Origin of the sequence: Nocardia sp. NPDC056564 (assembly GCF_042793755.1) — a bacterium.
Classification (GTDB): Bacteria; Actinomycetota; Actinomycetes; order Mycobacteriales; family Mycobacteriaceae; genus Nocardia.
Window position 1 is genome coordinate 60,694 of record NZ_JBHTUR010000027.1, and the last position, 19,756, is coordinate 80,449.

The 19,756-nt window shown below is 67.7% G+C and carries 20 protein-coding genes; 10 read left to right on the plus strand and 10 right to left on the minus strand.

Annotated features, from left to right (window positions below):
* Positions 1-344: 344 nt before the first annotated feature.
* Complete coding sequence (locus tag ACFQ9K_RS40745; RefSeq protein ID WP_378715954.1) at positions 345-869, minus strand: DUF3237 domain-containing protein; 525 nt, start codon at positions 867-869, stop codon at positions 345-347.
* Between the two features lie 115 nt (positions 870-984).
* On the opposite strand from ACFQ9K_RS40745, the gene ACFQ9K_RS40750 reads away from it, so the two are divergent.
* Complete coding sequence (locus ACFQ9K_RS40750; RefSeq protein WP_378715957.1) at positions 985-1,575, plus strand: hypothetical protein; 591 nt, start codon at positions 985-987, stop codon at positions 1,573-1,575.
* A gap of 66 nt (positions 1,576-1,641) precedes the next feature.
* Here the strand turns inward: ACFQ9K_RS40750 and ACFQ9K_RS40755 are convergent, their stop codons facing one another.
* Both ACFQ9K_RS40755 and ACFQ9K_RS40760 read right to left on the minus strand, forming a co-directional pair.
* The gene (locus ACFQ9K_RS40755) at positions 1,642-2,175 is read right to left on the minus strand and encodes a hypothetical protein (protein WP_378715958.1); all 534 of its coding nucleotides are present in this window, start codon (positions 2,173-2,175) and stop codon (positions 1,642-1,644) included.
* Positions 2,176-2,363: 188 nt separating this feature from the next.
* Positions 2,364-3,257 carry an esterase/lipase family protein gene (locus tag ACFQ9K_RS40760; RefSeq protein ID WP_378715960.1) on the minus strand — a complete coding sequence of 298 codons (894 nt, stop codon included), beginning with the start codon at positions 3,255-3,257 and terminating at the stop codon, positions 2,364-2,366.
* Between the two features lie 234 nt (positions 3,258-3,491).
* Here ACFQ9K_RS40760 and ACFQ9K_RS40765 point away from each other — a divergent pair, with 234 nt between their 5' ends.
* Positions 3,492-4,088, plus strand: a complete 597-nt coding sequence (locus ACFQ9K_RS40765; RefSeq protein WP_378715962.1) for a hypothetical protein — start codon at positions 3,492-3,494, stop codon at positions 4,086-4,088.
* Positions 4,089-4,138: 50 nt separating this feature from the next.
* The gene (locus ACFQ9K_RS40770) at positions 4,139-4,981 is read left to right on the plus strand and encodes a GNAT family N-acetyltransferase (RefSeq protein ID WP_378715965.1); all 843 of its coding nucleotides are present in this window, start codon (positions 4,139-4,141) and stop codon (positions 4,979-4,981) included.
* A 7-nt stretch (positions 4,982-4,988) separates the two neighbouring features.
* On the opposite strand, the gene ACFQ9K_RS40775 is transcribed toward ACFQ9K_RS40770, so the two are convergent.
* On the minus strand, positions 4,989-6,308 hold the full coding sequence (locus tag ACFQ9K_RS40775) for an FAD-binding oxidoreductase (protein ID WP_378715967.1): 1,320 nt from the start codon (positions 6,306-6,308) through the stop codon (positions 4,989-4,991).
* A 327-nt stretch (positions 6,309-6,635) separates the two neighbouring features.
* On the opposite strand from ACFQ9K_RS40775, the gene ACFQ9K_RS40780 reads away from it, so the two are divergent.
* Entirely contained in the window at positions 6,636-8,225 is a 1,590-nt protein-coding gene (locus ACFQ9K_RS40780) for a glycoside hydrolase family 172 protein (protein WP_378715969.1), read from the plus strand.
* A gap of 154 nt (positions 8,226-8,379) precedes the next feature.
* On the plus strand, positions 8,380-8,814 hold the full coding sequence (locus ACFQ9K_RS40785; protein ID WP_378715972.1) for a hypothetical protein: 435 nt from the start codon (positions 8,380-8,382) through the stop codon (positions 8,812-8,814).
* Positions 8,815-8,822: 8 nt separating this feature from the next.
* Here ACFQ9K_RS40785 and ACFQ9K_RS40790 read toward each other — a convergent pair whose 3' ends face one another.
* A complete protein-coding gene (locus ACFQ9K_RS40790) occupies positions 8,823-9,788 on the minus strand; it encodes a GlxA family transcriptional regulator (protein ID WP_378715973.1) in 966 nt (321 codons plus the stop codon).
* 2 nt (positions 9,789-9,790) lie between these two features.
* On the minus strand, positions 9,791-10,429 hold the full coding sequence (locus tag ACFQ9K_RS40795) for an HD domain-containing protein (protein WP_378715975.1): 639 nt from the start codon (positions 10,427-10,429) through the stop codon (positions 9,791-9,793).
* A 201-nt stretch (positions 10,430-10,630) separates the two neighbouring features.
* On the opposite strand from ACFQ9K_RS40795, the gene ACFQ9K_RS40800 reads away from it, so the two are divergent.
* Positions 10,631-11,800 (plus strand): alpha/beta hydrolase fold domain-containing protein, encoded by a 1,170-nt coding sequence (locus tag ACFQ9K_RS40800; protein WP_378715977.1) that lies wholly within the window; start codon positions 10,631-10,633, stop codon positions 11,798-11,800.
* Here ACFQ9K_RS40800 and ACFQ9K_RS40805 read toward each other — a convergent pair.
* The gene (locus ACFQ9K_RS40805; RefSeq protein ID WP_378715980.1) at positions 11,750-12,835 is read right to left on the minus strand and encodes an ABC transporter permease; all 1,086 of its coding nucleotides are present in this window, start codon (positions 12,833-12,835) and stop codon (positions 11,750-11,752) included. The two genes, ACFQ9K_RS40800 and ACFQ9K_RS40805, sit on opposite strands and share 51 nt — an antisense overlap.
* A 113-nt stretch (positions 12,836-12,948) precedes the next feature.
* Between ACFQ9K_RS40805 and ACFQ9K_RS40810 the strand changes: the two genes are divergently transcribed.
* The gene (locus ACFQ9K_RS40810; RefSeq protein ID WP_378715981.1) at positions 12,949-13,428 is read left to right on the plus strand and encodes a MarR family winged helix-turn-helix transcriptional regulator; all 480 of its coding nucleotides are present in this window, start codon (positions 12,949-12,951) and stop codon (positions 13,426-13,428) included.
* On the plus strand, positions 13,425-14,654 hold the full coding sequence (locus tag ACFQ9K_RS40815) for an epoxide hydrolase family protein (protein WP_378715984.1): 1,230 nt from the start codon (positions 13,425-13,427) through the stop codon (positions 14,652-14,654). Before ACFQ9K_RS40810 ends, ACFQ9K_RS40815 begins: the two co-directional genes overlap by 4 nt.
* Here ACFQ9K_RS40815 and ACFQ9K_RS40820 read toward each other — a convergent pair.
* The 3 genes from ACFQ9K_RS40820 to ACFQ9K_RS40830 all read right to left on the minus strand — a co-directional run bounded on the left by ACFQ9K_RS40820 (position 14,649) and on the right by ACFQ9K_RS40830 (position 18,034).
* Positions 14,649-15,884, minus strand: coding sequence for a cation:proton antiporter (locus ACFQ9K_RS40820; RefSeq protein ID WP_378715986.1), 1,236 nt, complete (start codon positions 15,882-15,884; stop codon positions 14,649-14,651). The two genes, ACFQ9K_RS40815 and ACFQ9K_RS40820, sit on opposite strands and share 6 nt — an antisense overlap.
* Before the next feature lie 126 nt (positions 15,885-16,010).
* Complete coding sequence (locus tag ACFQ9K_RS40825) at positions 16,011-16,736, minus strand: uracil-DNA glycosylase (RefSeq protein ID WP_378715988.1); 726 nt, start codon at positions 16,734-16,736, stop codon at positions 16,011-16,013.
* Positions 16,737-16,741: 5 nt separating this feature from the next.
* Entirely contained in the window at positions 16,742-18,034 is a 1,293-nt protein-coding gene (locus tag ACFQ9K_RS40830; RefSeq protein WP_378715990.1) for a M20 family metallopeptidase, read from the minus strand.
* 256 nt (positions 18,035-18,290) lie between these two features.
* On the opposite strand from ACFQ9K_RS40830, the gene ACFQ9K_RS40835 reads away from it, so the two are divergent.
* Together ACFQ9K_RS40835 and ACFQ9K_RS40840 are read left to right on the plus strand one after the other, a co-directional pair.
* Positions 18,291-18,734: a GyrI-like domain-containing protein gene (locus ACFQ9K_RS40835; RefSeq protein WP_040738955.1), complete on the plus strand. Its 444-nt coding sequence runs from the start codon at positions 18,291-18,293 to the stop codon at positions 18,732-18,734.
* Positions 18,731-19,165 carry an effector binding domain-containing protein gene (locus ACFQ9K_RS40840; RefSeq protein ID WP_378715993.1) on the plus strand — a complete coding sequence of 145 codons (435 nt, stop codon included), beginning with the start codon at positions 18,731-18,733 and terminating at the stop codon, positions 19,163-19,165. Before ACFQ9K_RS40835 ends, ACFQ9K_RS40840 begins: the two co-directional genes overlap by 4 nt.
* Positions 19,166-19,756 lie beyond the last annotated feature (591 nt).

Genomic DNA, 19,756 nt, shown 5'->3' on the forward strand with positions numbered 1-19,756 from the left:
CGTCGATCGTCGGGCCGAAACGGCCACCGGGAGGTGGGTGTAGGCATATAACGTCCAGATCTCGTTGGTCTGATCGGATTCCCACTTCCCAGCCGAAAGTGTAGGTTAGGAGATTAGTGACGGTTGGAAAGGTTAGTCATTCTATAAAAGAGTTAAGCCAGGGATTCAATAACGCGAATCCCTGGCTCAGGTGGCGGTGCGCCGCTCGGCGAGCGCGTCCCGCTCCGGTCGATCCGCCGCCCTGGAGGCCCCTTCTGCCTGGACTCTTGCGGATCATCATGCTTGCTCGCCGCACCGGCGCGGTGAATCTTAATTTATCCTGCCGGCAACGAAGCGAAATTCTGCTACAGCACGCGAGAAACTTGGTATGCCACCCCGCCGTCGACCAGATATCCCGATCCGACGCACACGATATCGTTCAACCACGCATATTTCTCCGACCCGGTTTCGAATAACGGGGCGGTCCGGAAGTAATACCGTGCTGGATCGATCAGGCGACTCCGCACCGGGTCGGCGATATCGTCGTGCAGTTCCGCCGGAACAATCCATCGCCCGCCGTACGACACATGCACCAGCGCGTCGTCATGCGTGCGCAAGGTGAGCCGGACATCCACCGTCATCGCCCGATCGGGCCGGAACAGCGTCCAATCCCCGCCGCCCGCAACGACTTCGCCGCGCAACCGCGGTCCCGCGAACGACCCGCCCGCCGCGCCGTAGAGAATCCGCCGGCCGAACGGCCCGGCACCCATGTCCAGCGGCGGATTCAAGTCGACGACCACATCGAACAGATGCTCGGTCCGTACCTCGCCCACATCCCGCACCCGTGGATCCGTTGCCATGTCCCGGCCGCTGCCGGTATCTGTAGTCACAAAATAAACGTACGGTCGATCGTATGTATAGTCAAGAGTCGTCCACAGCCGGTCATGCCCGCGGTACATGTCCCGTCATTGGTCTTTTCCCGGTCTCCCGCGATAACTTGATCGGGTGATCAGGAATTCGGTACCCACAACGGCGGGAGCATGGCGGGCGGGTGACGGCACCGCGGTGACGTTGCGGGAGGCGACGGTGGCGTGGGCGCTGGCCGCGCACGCGGAACTTTCCGAGATCGCCACCGGGTACGGGCATTTCATCACTGTCGGCGAGCTGGCCGAGCGGGTGCAGGAGGTGTCCGGGGTGCATACCGGCGCGCCGACCCGCGCCTGGATGGACGCCATCCTGCGCAAGATCGCGCGCCGCTGCCACAAGGCGGGCGAGCCGCCGTTGACCGCGCTGTGCGTGCGGCAGAACCACACGGTCGACGACACCTACAAGTACGTGCTCGAGCTGGCCGGACTGCCGATCCCGGACGACCTCGAGCTGCACGCCGCCTACGCGCGCTGGCAGTGCTACGAGTTCTACGGCGCGGCGATGCCCGCCGACATGGCGGTCCCGCCGCTCACGCCCAAGGTCGCCGGCCGCCGGGCGCCCAGCACCACCTCGCAGGTCGAGATCAAGCCGCAGCCGACGCGGCCTGCGGTGTGCGCGCAGTGCTTCATCCAGCTGCCCGCCAATGGCACCTGCGAGTACTGCGTCTAGCGAGATCTGTTCCACACGTAAGCGACCCGTGCCCGGGGGCCGAGCACGGGTCGCTCTCGGGCGCGGTCAGGAGACGGCGCCGATGAAGCCGCCGATCGCCGCACCGATGGCGCAGCCGACGATGGCGCCGACCAGGAAGAACCAGATCCCGATCACGATGCCGACCAGGCAGCCGACGAACGCGCCCGCGAGGATGGCTCCGCCGCCCCCGACGGTGTGCATGAACGGCAGATCATGCGAGGTGGTCGCGGCGGCCGTCGGGCCGCCGACCGGGGTGAGGGTCAGCGCCGTATCGCTGGTCAAAGCTGGTGTGACGGAGAAGGTTTGGCCCGTCTCCACGCGCAGCGTGGTGGGGATCGCGCCGACCACCGTGCCGTCGTCGGCGACCACCTGGACCGCGTCCGGGGTCAGGACGAACTTGCCGGAGGCCAAGGTGACCAGGGCCTGTGAATGATCCGCGGCCAGCGTCGTCGTGTAACCGACCGGGCCGTCCACCGCGCTGACCGAGACGTCGGCCAATTCCGCTTCACCGTGTGCCGTTGCCATCGTGATTCCGGTGGCCGCGATGGCGAATACCGCGGTCGCCACCAACTTTTTCATAAACATGGGTCTTTCCAATCCGTGCGGGTTTCCTTTGACGTTCCCCCGACGAACGGCACCGGATGTAAAGATCATGATGCGCTGCTGGGTCTGACCTGTCTATTAGGCATTTCCCCTGTTCAAAGCATATTTTCGGTACGGTTTTCGACCCCGGGGGATCGGGGGTCGGATCGTCGGCCGCTCAGCGGCTACTTCGACTGATCGACGCTCGGTGCGGGACAGGGATCGCCGGCGAAGGGCAGGCCGAGGGCGCGGTGCACGAGATAAGCGACGGCAGGGGATTCCGGGAGAATTCCGTGGTGGAAGGTATCGGTCGGGCATAGGTCTTGCACCCATAGATTCTCGACGGTGGCATCGCGGCCCGCGCGCAGGAATGTCGCCTCCGGCGGCGTGACGACGTGATCGACGCGGGTGGCGATCGCCGTGTAATGCACGCCCGGTTCGGTGTCGCCGCCGGCATTGAGCGTGCGGATGAATTCGCTGCCGGTCAACTGCTGGGCCGCCGAGGTGCCGAGCACCCTGGCGATCACGCCGTCCGATATCCCGGACGCGCTGCCCGTGGGCAGGAGAAAACCGAGCCCGTCGGCCGTGGTGCCGTGGTTGGTGCCGGCGATGGTGACCAGGTGGTCGACCTTGTTGCGGCTCGGATCGGCGCGATACGCGCCACCCTCGAAACGCAGATACTGCCGGGTCAGCGGCGCACCCTGGGAATGCGCGACGATATCGACCTTCGCCGCACCGGTCACGCCACGCACCCGTTCGATGAATGCCGCGAGTTCCCTGGCCGACGAGCGAATATCCGCGGTGCCGAATACCCCGGGCGCCGCGCCGCGAACACTGAACGGCGCATGCCCGTAATTCAGCGAATACACGCACACCCCACGTGCTTTCAACTGCGGAGCCAGGACGTCCCAGGAGTTCTGATTGCCCCAGGTGCCGTGCACGAGTACCACCGGCTCCGGTCGTTTCGTACTCGGGACGCACGTCCAATCGTTCGCCCCGGCGGGCGAGACGCTGCCGTCCTCGATGACCTCGGCGAAAGCCGGAACGGCCGCGACCATTCCGGTGACCGCGAGCGTCAAGGTGAGACTGATTCCCCAATGGCACCGACGTGTTTGACCTGGACGCATCGAGACACGGTTCCTTTCGCCAGCACAACAGATCTGCGTGGCTACTCGAAAGCCAGTCCCGTCACCAGGTGTCTCGGCCTCATGGAACCATTGGGGCGAATATGTGGCAAACACGTCGGCGGAGTGGCGTGAAAAACCGGGGTTTTCCCGGAGGCTCAGCTGCCTTCGTCCTGCCAAGCTTGGACCGTGAAATCCCCTCGAGTGCTGCTCGTCTGCGCGCCGCTGTGCTTTTCCGGATACGGCGTGATCCGGCTGTTCGGCCTGGCCGACGGCCGCTACGGTCCCGGGGTCGATTGGCAGGCCGCGCATATCGTCGGCCTGATCGGGACGGGGTTGTTCGTTCCGGTGGTTCTCGGTCTGGAACGCGCACTGCCGCAACGCAAATGGGCGATGGGCACGGCGATCATCACGCTGATCGGATTGGCGGCGACGATTGTTCAGTTCGGCGCGGACATCGCGTTCGCCGCCCTGGCCGAGGACCAGGCCGGCATGTCCAGGCTGAGCCGGGAATTCTCGGCGGTTCCCGGTGTCCGCCTGGCGTTCTACGAGGTCGGCCCGCCGCTGTTCTTCCTCGGACTGATCATGCTGACCGTTCTGCTGGTCCGGGCGGGCCGGCTCCCGTGGTGGAGCCCGGTGGTCATGGCGGCGAGCACGATGGCGCCGATCCTCACGCTGGACCTGATTCCGCTGGCGGGGCTCGGCATCCTCGCGTCCCTGGTCGGAGTCAGGAGTTCTGCCGATCGAGCCGAGGCGTCCGCGCCGGCACTGCGGGCTTCGGCATAGGTGCGAAAAGGATTGTCGCGTGGATAGTTCGCCCTGGTAGGAATGCACCCATGTCGCCTGAACCCGGCCTGTTCGCCGGAACCGATCTCGCCGCTCGGATCGAGCGCGTCGAACGTTCGCTGATCGAAGAGGGCGCCCGCGCCGCCGCGCGCCGGGAGCCGCGGGTGCTGGTGCTTCCCGTCGGCAGCGGGTCGGCCGTGTGGGCGGGCCCGAGTTCGCCGCTGGACAAGGTGGTCGGCGTCGGTATGGGCGGCCACATCGACGACGGCACCCTGGACGAGGTGGAGACGGCCTTCGCCGAACGCGGCGCCCCGGTCCAGTTCGAGGTGTCGACGCTCGCCGATCCCGCAGTGGTCGAACGCCTGACCCGCCGTGGCTACCTGTTCAGCGGGTTCGAGAACGTGCTCGGTCTGCGGCTCGAGCCGGGACGACCACCGAATACCGCTGCGGGCGTGGAGATCTCGCCGGTCGACCCGGACGAGTTCGACATCTGGCTGGACGTCGTCGCCACCGGCTTCGCCGCGCCCGACGTGCAGGGCATCGCCGCGCACGAGGAGTTTCCGCGCGACGCCCTCGACCACTCGGTGCGCGACATCGCCTCGGCCACCGGCTTTTCCGGATCGATCGCCCGCGTCGACGGGGTCCCGGCGGGCGGCGCCAGCCTGCGTCTTGCCGAGGGGGTCGCCCAACTCTGCGGAGCGGCAACCCTTCCGGCGTTCCGCCGCCGCGGTGTCCAGGCCTCGCTGCTGTCCGCCCGGCTGGCCGCCGCCGCGTCGGCGGGCTGCGACCTCGCCGTGGTCACCACGCTCCCCGGCTCGAAGTCGCAGCAGAATGTGCAGCGGCTCGGGTTCCAGATCCTTTACACCCGAGCGATTCTCGTCCGTCCGGCCTAGCGCGCGGTCAGCTGACCAGCACCGTGTGCATCCGGTTCTGCGGGTCCGCCTTCCGGCGGATTCGGTCGAGTCGCGGATAGTTGTGCGCGTAGTAGCGCTGCATCGGGTCGCCGATCTCGAGGTAGTTGACGTAGGCGCCCGCGGAGTAGGGCGCGATGAGGTGATGCGCCTCGGCGATCCACGCGGCCGCCTGCTCGTGCGGAATCTGTTGGTAGTTACCCCATTCCACGAGGGCCGCGTGCTCGCGCCAGGGGAAGGCGGTGTCGGCGGGGAGGGTGTCGCGCACCGCGCCGTCGAGCGTGTTGATCTGCACCCAGCCGGTGCCGCCGGCCCGGGAGTGCGCGGTGATCGCCTCGATGATCGCGGCGATGGCATCCGTGGACAGTTCGGTGACGACGTCGGAGCCACAGCTGAAGGTGGCGCGCGGCTGGGTGGCGTTGCCACCGGCGAGATACATGACCGTGTCCATGTGGTTCAGGCTCCGGTACTCCACGGTCAGCGGTTTCGTCGTGGCGGCCATCAACGCGACCGCCGCCCGGATGCCCTCCTTCGCCGGGCAGACCAGTTGCATCCAGCACTTCACGCCGCCGTGCCCGTCCGCGTCGACACTGACGCAGGCCCACTCGGCGGGGTCGGCGGTGCCGAGCCAGGCCGACCATCCGGCGATCACCTGCGCCGCCTGATCTCCGGGAAATGTCAGTTGCACAACATCTTTCGGTGTCGCGGGACACGTGCGATAGGTGAGGGAGGTGACCACGCCCAGCTGCGATCCGCCACCGCGGAGGGCCCAGAACAGATCCGGCCGGGAGGTCGGCGAAACCTCGGTCACCGTGCCGTCCGGCAGCACCATCGTCGCCGCGGCGAGCCGGTCGCAGGTCAGGCCGTAGCGCCGGGATTCGAAGCCGAGGCCGCCGCCGAGGGTGAGGCCGGCGATGCCGACCATCGGGCACATTCCGGTGGGCAGCGTCTGGCCGAACCGGTCGAGCTCGCGGTACACCGCGTTGAGCGTCATGCCCGGCGCGACAACGGCTTCACCGTCGCGGTAGTTCACCCCGGACAACTTGCGCAGATCGACGATCATCGCGCCCGTCGCGGCCGAGGCGCCCACGTACGAGTGCCCGCCCGCGCGGGCCGCCAGCGTCAGTTCGTGCTCGGCGGCGAAGGTGAGTGCGGCCGCGACATCGTCGACCGTGTCGACCTGCACGACGGCGGTCGGCTTCGCGTCGTCGAACCGGGTGTTGAAGATCTGCCTCGCCGTCGCGTAATCCGCGTCGTTCGCCAGCAAGACGCGTCCCCGCAGCCGCTTGTCGAGCCTGCTCCAATCCACGCCCGCCGCGGTGCGGCCGACCGCCAGCGGCGGCGGCTCGGCCCGGGCGACGCGAACGCCGGACGGACCCGGTAGGCCGGCCAGAGCCCATCCGGTCAGGCCGATTCCGAGTGCGTTCCGCAGAAAGGTGCTGCGCGAGAAGTTGGTATCGATGGAACAAGACTAGGGGCGTGACCATGGAAAACAGCGGTACGACACCGTCCGGTGACGCCTGGTCGCGGTCTTCGGCCCACTGGCGAGGAATCGCCCATCCAAGACGGTCGCGGGTCCGAATAACAGGGAATCAGCCCTCCGCTGAATGACCAGTGTTCCGATAGCCGAACCTTGGTGCGAAGCGAGAACCACGCGAAGGAGATGGCGTACGTGCGCAGGGCATGGACGGTGTCGATTCGAATCTCGACGGCCGTCGCCACGGCGCTGCTGACCGTGCCCGGGCTGGCGGCCGCACAGCCCGCGGCCCTGGTGGCCGACACCCCGGGGGTAGCGGCGGCGGTGCAGGGCTGGGACACCTACCGGCGACTGGACGCGCTGCCGTACCTGAGCGGTGCGGTGGAGGCACAGCAGTACTCCAGTTACGACCGCGGTGGCGGCAACCGGGACTGGACCGGCGGCTGCCTGACGGACGATCGGCCAGGCTGCCTGATCGCCGCGGACGACCACCCCGGCGAAATAGATTCGATCTGGTTCACCATCAATCGAGGCGACGTCACCGCACTCGGCAACCTCATCATCGAGCTGGACGGCCGGACCATTCTCGACGAACCGCTGCAGGCGGTGGTCGACGGTGCGTACGGCCCGCCGTTCGCGTTCCCGCTGGTGGCGAACGCCAAGCAGTCGCCGGGTGGCGTGTATGTCAAAGTGCCTATGCCGTATCGGAATTCGATGCGCGTACGGGTCTCGAATCCGGTGGACTACTACCATGTCACCTTCCGCCAGTTCCCGAATGCCGACGGTCTGCGCGTCTTCGACCGTGCCGACCCGGCGCTCGACGTGCTCGCCACGTTGCTGGCCGCGGGCAAACGCGATCCGAAGCCGGTCGCGCCCGGCGCGCACACGCAGACCCGCACGGTCGACATCCCGGCCGATGCCGCGATCGAGATCACCGAAGCGACTGGGCCCGGCAGTATTTCGGCACTACGCGTGCGCCTGCCCGCCGGCACGGACCCCGCGGACATCCGGCTACAGCTTCGATTCGACGGCCACGACCTGGTCGACTCGCCGGTCGGCGAGTTTTTCGGCGCCGGCCTCGGTCCGGTCGACGTGCGCTCGCTGATGTTCGCGGCGAACGCCGAGCCGGGCGGCTGGTTCTCGGCGTGGTGGCCGATGCCGTTCGCCGGCGAGGCCGTGCTGACGCTGCGCAACGACACCGGCGCGCCCGTTTCCGGCCTCGATGCGGAGGTGACCGTCGCCCCGGACTCGAAGTGGGTCCCGGCGCTGCGGGACGGACAAGCCGGGTATTTCACGACTCGATCGCGGTCCGGGCCGACCACGCCCGGGGTCGACTGGCCGTTCGCCACCATGACCGGCACCGGCAAATTCGTCGGAGTCAGCCATTCGATGAGCGGTCGGCACGTGACCACCGGGATGGGTGCGGACGCGGTGTTCATGGAGGGTGACGAGAAGGTCTACGTCGACGGCTCCGCCACCCCGCAGCTGCACGGCACCGGCACCGAGGACTTCTACGAGGGCGGCTGGTTCTTCGACTACGGCAAGCGCTACACCCTGCCGCTCACCGGGCAGCCCACCGTTCGCCGGGCACCCGATCGCTGCCCGGACTACTGCGCCACCGCCTATCGTCTGATGCTCGCCGACACCGTCGGCTATCGGACGAGCCTGCGGTTCGGTATCGAACACGGCCCGGTCAACGACGAACAAGCCGACTACGGCTCCACCGCATTTCTCTATACGCGGCCGTAGCCGCTGAGTGGTGGTCCTCCGCTCGGCGGACCGGTGCGGCGTCGCGTAGTCCTTGCGGCGGACATCGATGCGGTACGGGAGAGCGATGTGCGATACCGGTGCCCGGCCGCACAATTCCGGTAGGTGCTTGCCATTGAGCCGGGAGGTGTTCGGGATGACCGATGTTGTGCGAAGTGGGAGCTACATCGCCGCGACCGTGGCGGAACTACGCCGGCACAGCGCCGCCGACAAGGCGGCCGGCATCGTCAGCCAGCGCGCGCTGTTCCCGCGCCGCGGTCGGATCGAACTCGATGGGCAGCGCCTGGTGCTCTCGGACTGGAGCGACGGCGCGGATCTGACCTTGGCGCCCGCGGCCATCGTGTCGCTGCGCCGCGAATTCACCTCGCTCTACGGCAGATTCATGGGTGGTCTGCTCAATGCGGGCAAGCCGCTGATCCTGGAGACGACCACGGCGGGGGAGATCTACATCCTGATCGATCGCCGGGAGATTTCCGAGTTCACCAACAATCGCCGGTGGGAAGCGGCGATCGCGGCGTGGCGAGCGGACGCGACAAACGAGGTCGACCCCGCTCTGCGACAGTCGAATTGACCGCAACCTCAGCGTTCGGCGGTCGTGGTGAAACGGTGCCGATAGGTGCTCGGCGCGACGCCGAGGTGCTGCTGGAAGGCGCGGCGGAGCGTGTCGTCGCTGCCGAAGCCGCTGCGGACGGCGGTCGTCGTCACGGAATGCCCTTGATCCAACAGTATTTGGGCTTGTTCGAGCCGGACCTGTTCCAGATAGCGAGCCGGGGTGGTGTCCAATTCCCGGCGGAACAGTCGCGTGAGTTGGCGGGGACTGGTGTTGGCGAGGGCGGCCAGCACCGGCACGGTGTACTCCCGCGTGGGATCGGTGTGGATGGTGTCGAGCAGCGCGCGAAGCGTGCTGTCCTTCGGTGCCTGCGTGCGAATCGGGACGGAGAACTGTGATTGGCCGCCCGGTCGCTGGAGGAAGACGACCAGTGCGCGGGCCACATCGCGGGCGATTGCCGGGCCGTGGTCCTGTTCGACCAGGTGGAGGGCGAGATCGATGCCCGCGCTGATGCCTGCCGAGGTGATGATCGGTCCGTCGGTGACGAAGAGGGCGTCGCGGTCGACCTCGATACCGGGGTGGCGTCGGCGCAGCGTCGCGGCGTGCCGCCAATGTGTGGTCGTCCGGCGTCCGTCGAGCAAGCCGGCGGCGGCGAGCAGGAACGCGCCGGTGCACACCGACGCGATCCGTGGCGCGCGGTCGGCCAATCCGGTTGCGGCGCCGACGAGTTCGGCCGGCAGCGCCGCGGAGACCAGTTCCTCCGAGCCGGGTACCAGCAGCGTGTCCAGCGTGCGGGTCGCCGCGGCGGCGCGGTCGACGTCGAACCGCAACCCGGTGGACGAGCGCACCGGCGCGCCGTCGGCGGAGATCAGCGTGATCCGATAGTCCGCGCCGCACCGATTGGCCTCGGTGAACACCTCGCTCGGCCCGGCGACATCGAGCAGGGTGACGCCGGCAAACACGAGCACGCCGACCGTGTGCGGACGCGACACCATGCTCACTCCGGCCACGGGTTGGACCGGATGACCTCGACGAAATCGGTCCGGACGAAGCCGGGCACGAAGTGCGCGAGGACGTCGGCGTTGACGGTCCCGAAGGTGGTATCGGGGCGGTCGGCGAACCCGTTGGTGAACGCGGCGAGGATCTGCCGTTTGAAGTCGGGCCGCGGATGCGCGGCGGTGACCGCGTCGATATCCGCGTGCGCGAGATCGCCGTATCCGATTCCCAGGACATCGGTTTCGACACCGGCCGTGACCAGTGCGATCTCGGGCGCCATGTGTTCGGGGAGGCCCGGCGTGGTGTGCAACGCGATGGCCGTCCATACCCGTTGTGCCGCATCATCTTCGATGCCGTGCGCGGTGAGGAAGCGCCGGGCCTCGTCGGCGCCGTCGACCTCGAACCGCTGGTTCTCGGTGCGGTAGGCGTCGGTCAGCCCGAGGTCGTGGAACATCGCGCCGACGTAGAGCAGTTCGGGATCGGGCTTCAGGCCGCGCAGTTGTCCGTGCAGCATGCCGAACAGGTAGACGCGCCGGGAGTGATGGAACAGCAGCGGCGGCGCGCTCGCCCGGACCAGCTCGGTGGCCTCGGCGACCAGGCGGCTGTCGGGGATGGCGACGCCTGCGATGTGCTCGGTCATGGGAAACGCTCCTGTCATCGGTAGGTGCTGACCTGTCCCAGAATGCGTCCTCGGGTCCCTCGTCGGCCGTGTCCTTTCAGACAGGTATACCGCAGATCGGGACATCCGCCGCCGCCGCGTCGGCTACCTCGAACGCTGCCTCGACTACCCCGCGCGGCGTGCCATCTGTGCTGGTGCGGACGGTCGTGGGTTAATGATCGAATGCTCATTCGCTGGCTGGTTGCGGCATCGGCGGCCGGAGTCGCCGTGCTGATGGTGCTGTTCATCTACGTGATCATCGCGGTGCGGGTGCCCGCGCCCTTCGTGGTGCTGACCCACATCGTGAGTGACTATGGGCTGTACCTGATTCCGCTCGGGTTGGCCGGATTCGTGTTGTCGCTGATCGCCTTTGGCAAAAAGGGGCGGGTGGGGGTGCGCCGGGTGGCGGCGGTGACCGGGCTGGTGTGCCTGCTCGGCGTGGTCGCCTCCGGCTTCCCGCTGGCCGCGTCGTGGGGGACGGCGGTGCGCCAGGACGCGAAACTGTCCTTCGGCGACTATCTTTCCGGCGGCACGAACACCGGCGCCCCGGTGGAAGCGTCCAGCACCGTGTACAACACCGTCGACGGTCAGGATCTGAAGCTCGATGTGAAACTGCCGGAAGGCGATTCGGCCCGCCCGCGCCCCGCGGTGGTCTGGGTGCACGGCGGCGGTTGGCGCAACGGCGACCGCGGCGAGGCGCCGATGTGGCACCGGTGGTTGACCGACCAGGGATATGCGGTCTTCGCCATCGACTATCGGCTGACGCCGCCCCCGCGCTGGAACCAATCGCCGGGCGATGTGAAATGTGCCGTCGGGTGGGTCAAGCAGCAGGCGGCGAAGTACCACATCGATCCGGAGCGCGTGATGCTCGCGGGCGGATCGGCGGGCGGCAACCTCGCGCTGATGGGCGCCTACGCCGATGACCGGGTCGCGCCGAGCTGCGCGGTCACCGACACGGCGGTCAAGGCCGTCGCGGCGTTCTACCCGGTGCCCGACCTGGTCGAGGCGTGGCGGGACACCGGTCTGCCCGGACGGATGCGCACCTTCCTCCAGGACTACACCGGCGGAACTCCGGACCAGGTGCCCGACCGCTACAAGGCCGCCTCGCCGGTCACCTACGTCCGGCCGAACGTGCCGCCGACGCTGCTCATGCACGGCAACCGGGATCACGTCGCGCCGTACCGCGGTTCGGCCGAACTGGCCGAACGGCTGCGCCGGGTCGGCGTCGAAAACCAGTTGCTCGCAGTGCCTTACGGCGAACACATCTACGACTTCACCTGGGCGGGCTGGGGCACGCAGATCTCACGGCAGGTCTTCGCCACGTTCCTGGCCGATCACTTCCCGGTTGCGTGACCGTGCTTCGTGCGCGTTGCCGGTCGTCCGGCCGCCGGGATGACGGTTGCGCCAGATCCAGAACACCGCGCACGCGACCAGCGCCCACCCGCCGAGCACGGCGAACGGCAGCACATGTTGGTGCGCACCGAAATACACGGCGGTGTGCTGGGCGTTGACCGACGCGCCCGGCGGCAGCCAGCGACCGATGTGCCCGAGCAATGACGGCAGCAGCGGCCAGGACACCGCGCCGCCGGAGGACGGATTGCCGAGCAACACCATCAGACCCCAGGTCGGCAGGATCGCCCACCGCCCGAACAGGGTGTTGAACATGGTGAACACCATGCCGGAGGCGAACATGGTCAGCGACAGGATTCCCCACGACTCCGGAAACGGCAGCCGGACCACGCCGAGCACCCAATCCGCCACCGCCGCAATGGCAAAGCCGCCGCACAGCGCGTACGCCGCGGTGAAGCCGATCCGTTCCAGCGGATTCAACGCCGACGCGTGCACGCTGAATTGGGTCGCGCCGACGAAACCGATGATCACCGCGGCCAGCGAGATATAGAAGATCGCGAGGCCGCGCGGATCGCCGCGCTGCAACGGCACCACGTCGGTCACCTCGACCGCCCCCGCCGTCGTCGCCACCTGGGTCAGCAACTGGGCGACCGATTGCCCCGAGGCGCTGGAGATATCGAGCCGGACCCCCGGCGGCTGCGCGGTGACGATCGCGAAGACCTGCTGATCCTCGATGGCCTCCCGCGCCGCCGCCGGGCTGGGATAGCCGTGTACTACCAGCGAATTGTCCAGCGACCGCTGCATCTCGGTCAGAAACCCGTGGACCGGGGCGTCCTGCTCCGATCCGACCACCGCGATCGGAATCTGGCGTGGCGTCGGATTGGCCAGCGCGTACGTATACGACCCCGCGAACAACCCCGCCGCGGCCGCGACCAGCAGCACGAGCACGGTGGCGGGCAGATACGGCGAAGCCCGGACCATTGCCCACCACTCGGCCGCCGTCCGCCGCCGCTCGTGCTGCCCGCGTAGGTTGACCATCCCCGCACACTAGGTCGCACCAGTGCGGACGCCGGTTACCCACGCCGTCACGAGCGGCAGCGGCGGGAAAAATACATAAGCAGCTTAAATAAATCAGTGATACATTGCTGCCTATGGCGGCACCGCGGCGCGAACTGGAGGCCGATGAACTGGCCCGGGTGATGGGAGCGTTCACCCGGGGATCCATTCGGCTGCCGAGCGCGGAGAAGCACACGTTCACCACGCTGTCGGTGCTGCACACGCTGGCCCACAAAGGGGCGATGCGGGTTTCGGCGCTGTCGGTGACCGAGCAGATCACGCAGCCGGCCATCACTCAGCTGGTGAGCCGGCTGGCGCGGGACGGCCTGGTCGTGCGGCGGCCGGACCCGGCGGACGGGCGGGCGGTGCTGGTCGAGATCACCGCGGCGGGGGCGCGGATCGTGCAGATGCGGCACCGGGAGCGGGTTCGCCGGTTCACGGAACTGGTCGAGGCGCTGACGGACGCGGAGCGGCAGGCGGTCAGCGCGGCGCTGCCCGCATTGGCGCGGATGGCCGAGCTGATGGATGACGAGCTCAGCTCAGCCGATTCGGTTATCTCGGAAGGATATTCATGACATCGCAGGTTCCGCTCGCGGCCACGCCGATACAGGTCGCCGACGAGGTGCTGGACGATCTGGCGACGCGACTTCGGCTCACCAGGTGGCCGGATGATGTAGACAACGACGACTGGCACTATGGCGTCAGCCGGCGCTACCTGCAGGAGCTGGTCGAGTACTGGATCAATGAATACGACTGGCGCAAAGCGGAATCCGCGATCAACGCCTACGAGCACTATCGGGTGAGCGTGGACGGGGTGCCGATCCATTTCCTGCGTAAACCGGGTGCCGGTCCCGCTCCCACTCCGCTGATCCTCACCCACGGCTGGCCGTGGACCTTCTGGCACTGGGCCAAGGTGGTCGACCCGCTCGCCGACCCCGCGGCGTTCGGCGGTGACCCGGCCGACGCGTTCGACGTCATCGTCCCGTCGCTGCCCGGCTTCGGCTTCTCCACCCCACTGCCGAAGCACCCGGACATGAACTTCTGGAAGGTCGCCGACCTCTGGCACACGCTGATGACCGACACCCTCGGCTATCCGAAATACGCCGCGGCAGGCTGCGATGTCGGTGCGCTCGTCACCGGCCAGCTCGGCCACAAGTACGCCGCCGAACTGCACGGCATCCACATCGGGTCCGGCCTGAAGCTCAGCCTGTTCACCGGCGATCGGGCCTGGGATCTTACTGGGGGACAACCGATCCCGCCGGGCCTGTCCGGGCCGGACTATCAGCGATTCCTCGCCATCGAACGGCGCTTCGCCGTCCATCTCGCCGTCCATCTGCTCGAACCCAGCACGCTCGCTTACGGTCTCACCGACTCACCGGCCGGACTGCTCGCCTGGCTGCTGCAACGCTGGGTCAAGTGGAGCGACAACCACGGCGACATCGAGACCGTCTTCAGCAAGGACGACCTGCTCACCCACGCCATGATCTTCTGGGTGAACAACGCCATCGGCACCTCGATCCGCTACTACGCCAACGCGAACCGCTATCCCTGGGTCCCGGCCCACGATCGGGTCCCGATCATCGAGGCGCCCACCGGCATCACCTTCGTCGGTCACGAAAACCCGCCCGGCGTAACGACTCCGGAGCAGCGCGTCGAGAGCTGGCTCGCCACCGACCGGGCCGACTGGTACAACCACGTCAACCTGACCGCGCACGAGGCAGGCGGTCACTTCATTCCCTGGGAAGTCCCGCACGCCTGGATCGACGACCTGCGCCGCACCTTCCGCACTCGCCGGTCATGACGCGGTCCTGGCCGCCTCCGTGGTCTGGTCGGGCAGGCGCCCGAGGTCCGGCGTCACCTTGAGCAGGCGCAGCAGCGGCGCGGTCATCGCCGTCGTCACCAGCGCCATCACGACGAGGATCGAATACAGCTGCACTCCGATGAGCCCCGTGGTCAGGCCGACGTTCAGGATGATGAGCTCGGTGAGCCCGCGGGTGTTCATGAGGCTGGCCAGCGCGCCCGCCTCGCGCGGTTCGATCCCGTTGGCGCGGGCCGCGAGATAGGTGCCGCCGAGCTTTCCGGCCAAGGCGGTGGCCAGGATCGCGAACATCTCCGCGACACCGGCGCGGTCGAGCGAGCTGAGGTCCACCTGGAGGCCGGCGATGACGAAGAAGGCGGGCAGGAACACCGAACTCAGCAGTTGCGCACCGGTTTCCACGATCGGCCGGTGGGTGCGGGGGAAGATGACGCCGAACAGGAACGCGCCGAAGATCAGGTGCAGGCCGATCCATTCGGTGGCCGCGCCGCAGATCAGCGCGCCGCAGACGGCGAGGAAGATCATGGTGTTGTTGCTGGTCGCGGTGGTGGCGCGGGAGGCGCGGGTGAGCAGCGGGCGGACCAGCCACCACATCGCCGCGACCAGCGGCACGAACAGCAGCAGTTTCCACTGGTTGGTCGCGCCGGGCCGGGCCAGCCCGATGACGAAGGCGAGCACGGTCCACGCCAGGATGTCGTCGATGGCCGCGCTGGCCATGCTGAGCTGACCCACCCTGGTGCCCATCAGGTCGCGTTCGATCAGGATGCGGGCCAGCACCGGGAACGCGGTGACCGCGAGCGCGCAGCCGATGAACAACGCGAAGGTCAGCCGGTTGCCCCCGTGGTATCGCGACAGCACCGCGAGCGCGACCCCGCAGCCGAGTGCGAACGGCACGAAGTAGGCCGACAGCGACACGGTGGCCACGGCGCGGCGGTTGCCGTTGAACGAACTTCGCTCGATTTCCAATCCGGCGAGGAACATGAAGATCAGCACGCCGACATTCGCGAACGCGCTCAGATAGGAACGGACGTCCTGCGGAAAGACGATTCCGGAGAAATGCGCCCCCAGAATTGTGGGCCCGGCAATGATTCCCGCCGCGATTTCGCCGATTACCGGCGGTTGGCCGAGCCGCTGGGCCAGCCTGCCGAGCAATCGCGCGGCCACCGCGATGAGCACCAGATCCACCAGCAGGAACACCGTTTGGTTACTGGGCAACGTTCGCTCCGTTCGCAGTGGACGCGCCGTGGCCCGCCCGGCTCCTCCGTCGAGCCGCGCCCGCGACCGACTCCCCGGCTATAACGATAACGTGGAATGCCGAAAACCCTTTATCGGACAATAGAACTAGTCGATCGCCGCGATATCCAGCCCGGCCGCCCGCGCCGCCGTGCGCAACACCTCTTCGACCATCGCGGGGGTGAGCCTGCCGGTGAAGGTGTTCTGCTGACTCACGTGATAGCAGCCGAACAGATGCAGCGGCGCGCGCCCGCTGTCGGCCGGGGCGAGCTCGATGTGCGCACCGTGCCCGAACTTCGGTCGCGGTCGCGGAATCGTCCAGCCCGCCTCGGCCAGCACGGGCAGCAGCGCCTGCCAGCCGAACCCGCCGAGCACCACCACGGCCCGGACCGTCGGTGCGAGCAACGCGAATTCGGTGGCCAGCCAGTGCCGGCAGCGGTCGCGCTCGTCCGGCGTCGGCTTGTTGTCCGGTGGCGCGCAGTGCACCGGCGCGGTGACCCGGGTGCCGAGCAGGCGCAAGCCGTCGTCGCGATGGGTCGCGGTCGGCTGGTTGGCCAGCCCGACCGCGTGCATGGCCGCGTAGAGCACGTCGCCGCTGCGGTCACCGGTGAACATGCGCCCGGTCCGGTTGCCGCCGTGCGCGGCCGGCGCCAGCCCGACCACCAGCAGGCGCGCGTCGTCCGGGCCGTAGCCGGGAACCGGTCGCCCCCAATAGGTTTCATCTCGGAACGCGGCCCGCTTCGTCCGCGCGACCTGCTCCCGCCAGGCGACCAGCCGCGGGCAGGCGAAGCAGTCGGCGACCGCGGCGTCCAGTTCGGTGATGGTGTGGCACACCGGAATCAGCCTAGGTGCGGCACCAGGGCACCGCCGAGATGGTCGTAGGCCACGTGCGCGTGCAGCCGGACGCCGGTGACCAGGGTGTCGTCGTCGGCGTAGAAGTGCGGACTGTGGTTCATGGCCAGCCCTCGGCCGCCGGGCGCGGGCGCGGGCATCCCGTTGTCGGCGATCTCGGTGTCCTGCACGCCCAGCGTCACGTACAGGCCGCCGTAGTTGTTGACGAACTCCGAGACGTCGTCGTAGCCGAGCGTCGCCGCGGTCTCCACCACCCGTTCGACGCCGGCGACGTGACAGAACGTCGGCAGCCCGGCGTCGATCCACTCCTTCTTGTTGTGCACCGCGGGCACATCCTGCAGGTAGTCGACCGTCGCTGTCGCGTGGTAGGCCTGCGCACTGTGCTCGGCGAGCGTGCGGAGCCGTTCCTGTACCTCGGCCATGTCGGATTCCACCGCGCAGCGGATGGTGCCCCACAGCGTGACCGTTCGTCCGATGATGTTGAACCGTCCCACGTCCTCGATGTGCCCGATCGACACGGTGATCGGCTGAAACGCGTTGACCTGCCGGTAGAGCTGGCCGATGCCGGTGAGCACGGCGCCGACCGCAGGCATCGGATCGATGCCCATCCACGGCGTCGAGCCGTGCACCTGCTGCCCGGTGACGGTGATCCGCGCCAGGCAGGACGCGCCGAACTGGTTGCCGACCCGATAACCGATGTAGCCCTTGGGATAGGGCGTGACATGGAAGCCGAACGCCATCGTCGGCACCGGATCGTCGAACGCGCCCTGGGCGAGCATTTCTCTGGCGCCGCCCTTTTCGTCCACCGGCGGCCCCTCCTCGGCGGGCTGGAAGACGAACAGCACGGTTCCGGGCAGCTGATCCCGCACGCCCGCAAGCACACTCGCGGCCCCCATCAGCATCGCGGTGTGGCAGTCGTGGCCGCAGGCGTGCGACACCGGAAACGGCCCGCCCGGATAGGTGTCGTCCACCACGTGCGCGGCGAAGTCGACGCCGCATTCGTCCGGCACCGGCAGCGCGTCGATATCGGCGCGCAGGGCGATCACCCGTTCGCCGGGCTGACCGCCACGCAACACGCCGACGACGCCGTGCCCCGCGATGCCGGTTCGCACCTCGTCCAGGCCCAGCGCGCGCAGCTGCCCGGCGATGAGCGCGGCGGTGTTCACCTCCCGATTGGACAGCTCGGGATGCTGATGCAGCTGCCTGCGCCAGGCGATCACCTGATCGGTCATCGCCGCGGCGCGCCGGTCCAATTCGTCGTGGATCGGACTGTCGTTCATCAGGACTCCGTTCGGTGTCTCCGGTGAGGCCAGGTGATCAGCGCGCGGGTTCATGCCAACTATGCATGAGTGGCATCGGCGAGGCGAGCGATTCGCTGCCCCGAGTCATTTGTCCAGTTCGGGACCCTCGCGGACGGGAGGCAGCAAGCGGGACATGTGATCGTGACCACGCGGTCTGTGTTGATAGCATGGCCTTTCCGACCGACCGGATGCGGGCCTCGCTTCGCCCCCGGATTCATCTCGAAAGAGTCTTTCCATGCAGTTTGAAATCGTCGAGCGGGACGAGACGTGGGTTGCCGGGTTGCCGGTGCGCAGCCCTAAACGTGCGCTCGGAGAGCTGCGTGATCACGACCTGGAGGCGGCCTGGGCGACCGTGCTGCACCAGGAACTGGGCGGCCCGCTGGCCAGTGCCTACACCGATTACACCGGTGAGCTCGGCACCTACAACACGCAGATCGTCGGCTACGAGTGCGCGTCCTTCGGCGACGTCACCCGCGGCCATCTGGTCGCCCGGCTGCCGCGCGGCACCTATGCGAGATTCTCCTCGGTCGGTAACTTCCCGCAGGTGATGACCGACCTCTGGACCCAGATCGCGTACGCCGAGGAACACAACCAGATCAAGCGGACCTACACCGGCGACTTCGAGTGCTATCCACACGCCTACAAGATCGAGCTCTACCTGGCGGTCGACGCCCGATGACCTATGCGATCGCAGTGCGGCACGAGGCGATCTACGGCGGCCTGGTGGTGCCGCGGGTGCGCCCGAGTTTCAAGGTCAGCAACAGCGACCTGATCGAGTTCCTCAAGGACCGGCTGCGCGACCGCAAGGGCGCCGACCGGCCGATGTTCACCGTGTACGTGCCGGACCCGGCGGGTAACTACAACGCGGTGGTCTGTTTCGAGTACCGCGAGCCCGAGGCGGTGCCGATCGGCGATGTCCTGGTGCGCGTGCCGAAGGGCGTCTACGCGCGGTTCGCGCCGAACGGGGACTATCACGATCCGGTGGAGGACGTGTGGGCTCAGGTCGACGACGCGACGGCGTCGGCCGAGATCACCCGGGCCTACCGGGAAGAGATCGAGATCTGGCAGGGGCCGGATTCGGTGGAGCTGTTCATCTCGATCCTGGTATAGCTTGCTGCTCGTTAGCTGCGCTAGAACCGACCGGTCTCTCTGATATCTTGCGCAACCGCAAGACCGGTTCTGACCAGGGGGAATTTGCGGGGCCGCGTCTAGTTTTCGGAAGATTAACCAGACATCTGGTCAATTCTTGCCGGATGACGGATACTGCCCTAGGCAAACTCGTCCGGAAAGCAGGATTCGGGTGGAGATGTCGGCCCCGGTTCGACGACCGCGTAAGGATGCGGAGCAACGGAGTAGGAACAGTATGGCTGTCGAGGCGAGCACCGCCGCCGCGCCGATCCGGGTTGCTGGCGGCTTCGGTGGGACGGTAGCAGGTCATTTCCCGCCGGGCCCCGATTCGGAAGATCATCGCTCGACCGCTTCGATCTGGTGGGATAATCGCTGTGGTCGGGCAATTGCCGATGAATTGCACGGCTCGCGGATTCGAGTCGACCGGCGCGGGCGCCGTACACCGGATACCGACCCCGGAATGGTGGGGTGACGATGGGTGAGGACAGCAGTCGAAAAGCGCGACTCCCTGGCGCACCGGCCGCGATTTTCGCGGATCGCGTGGATACACTGGCGTCGCTTCGTTTCTCGGAC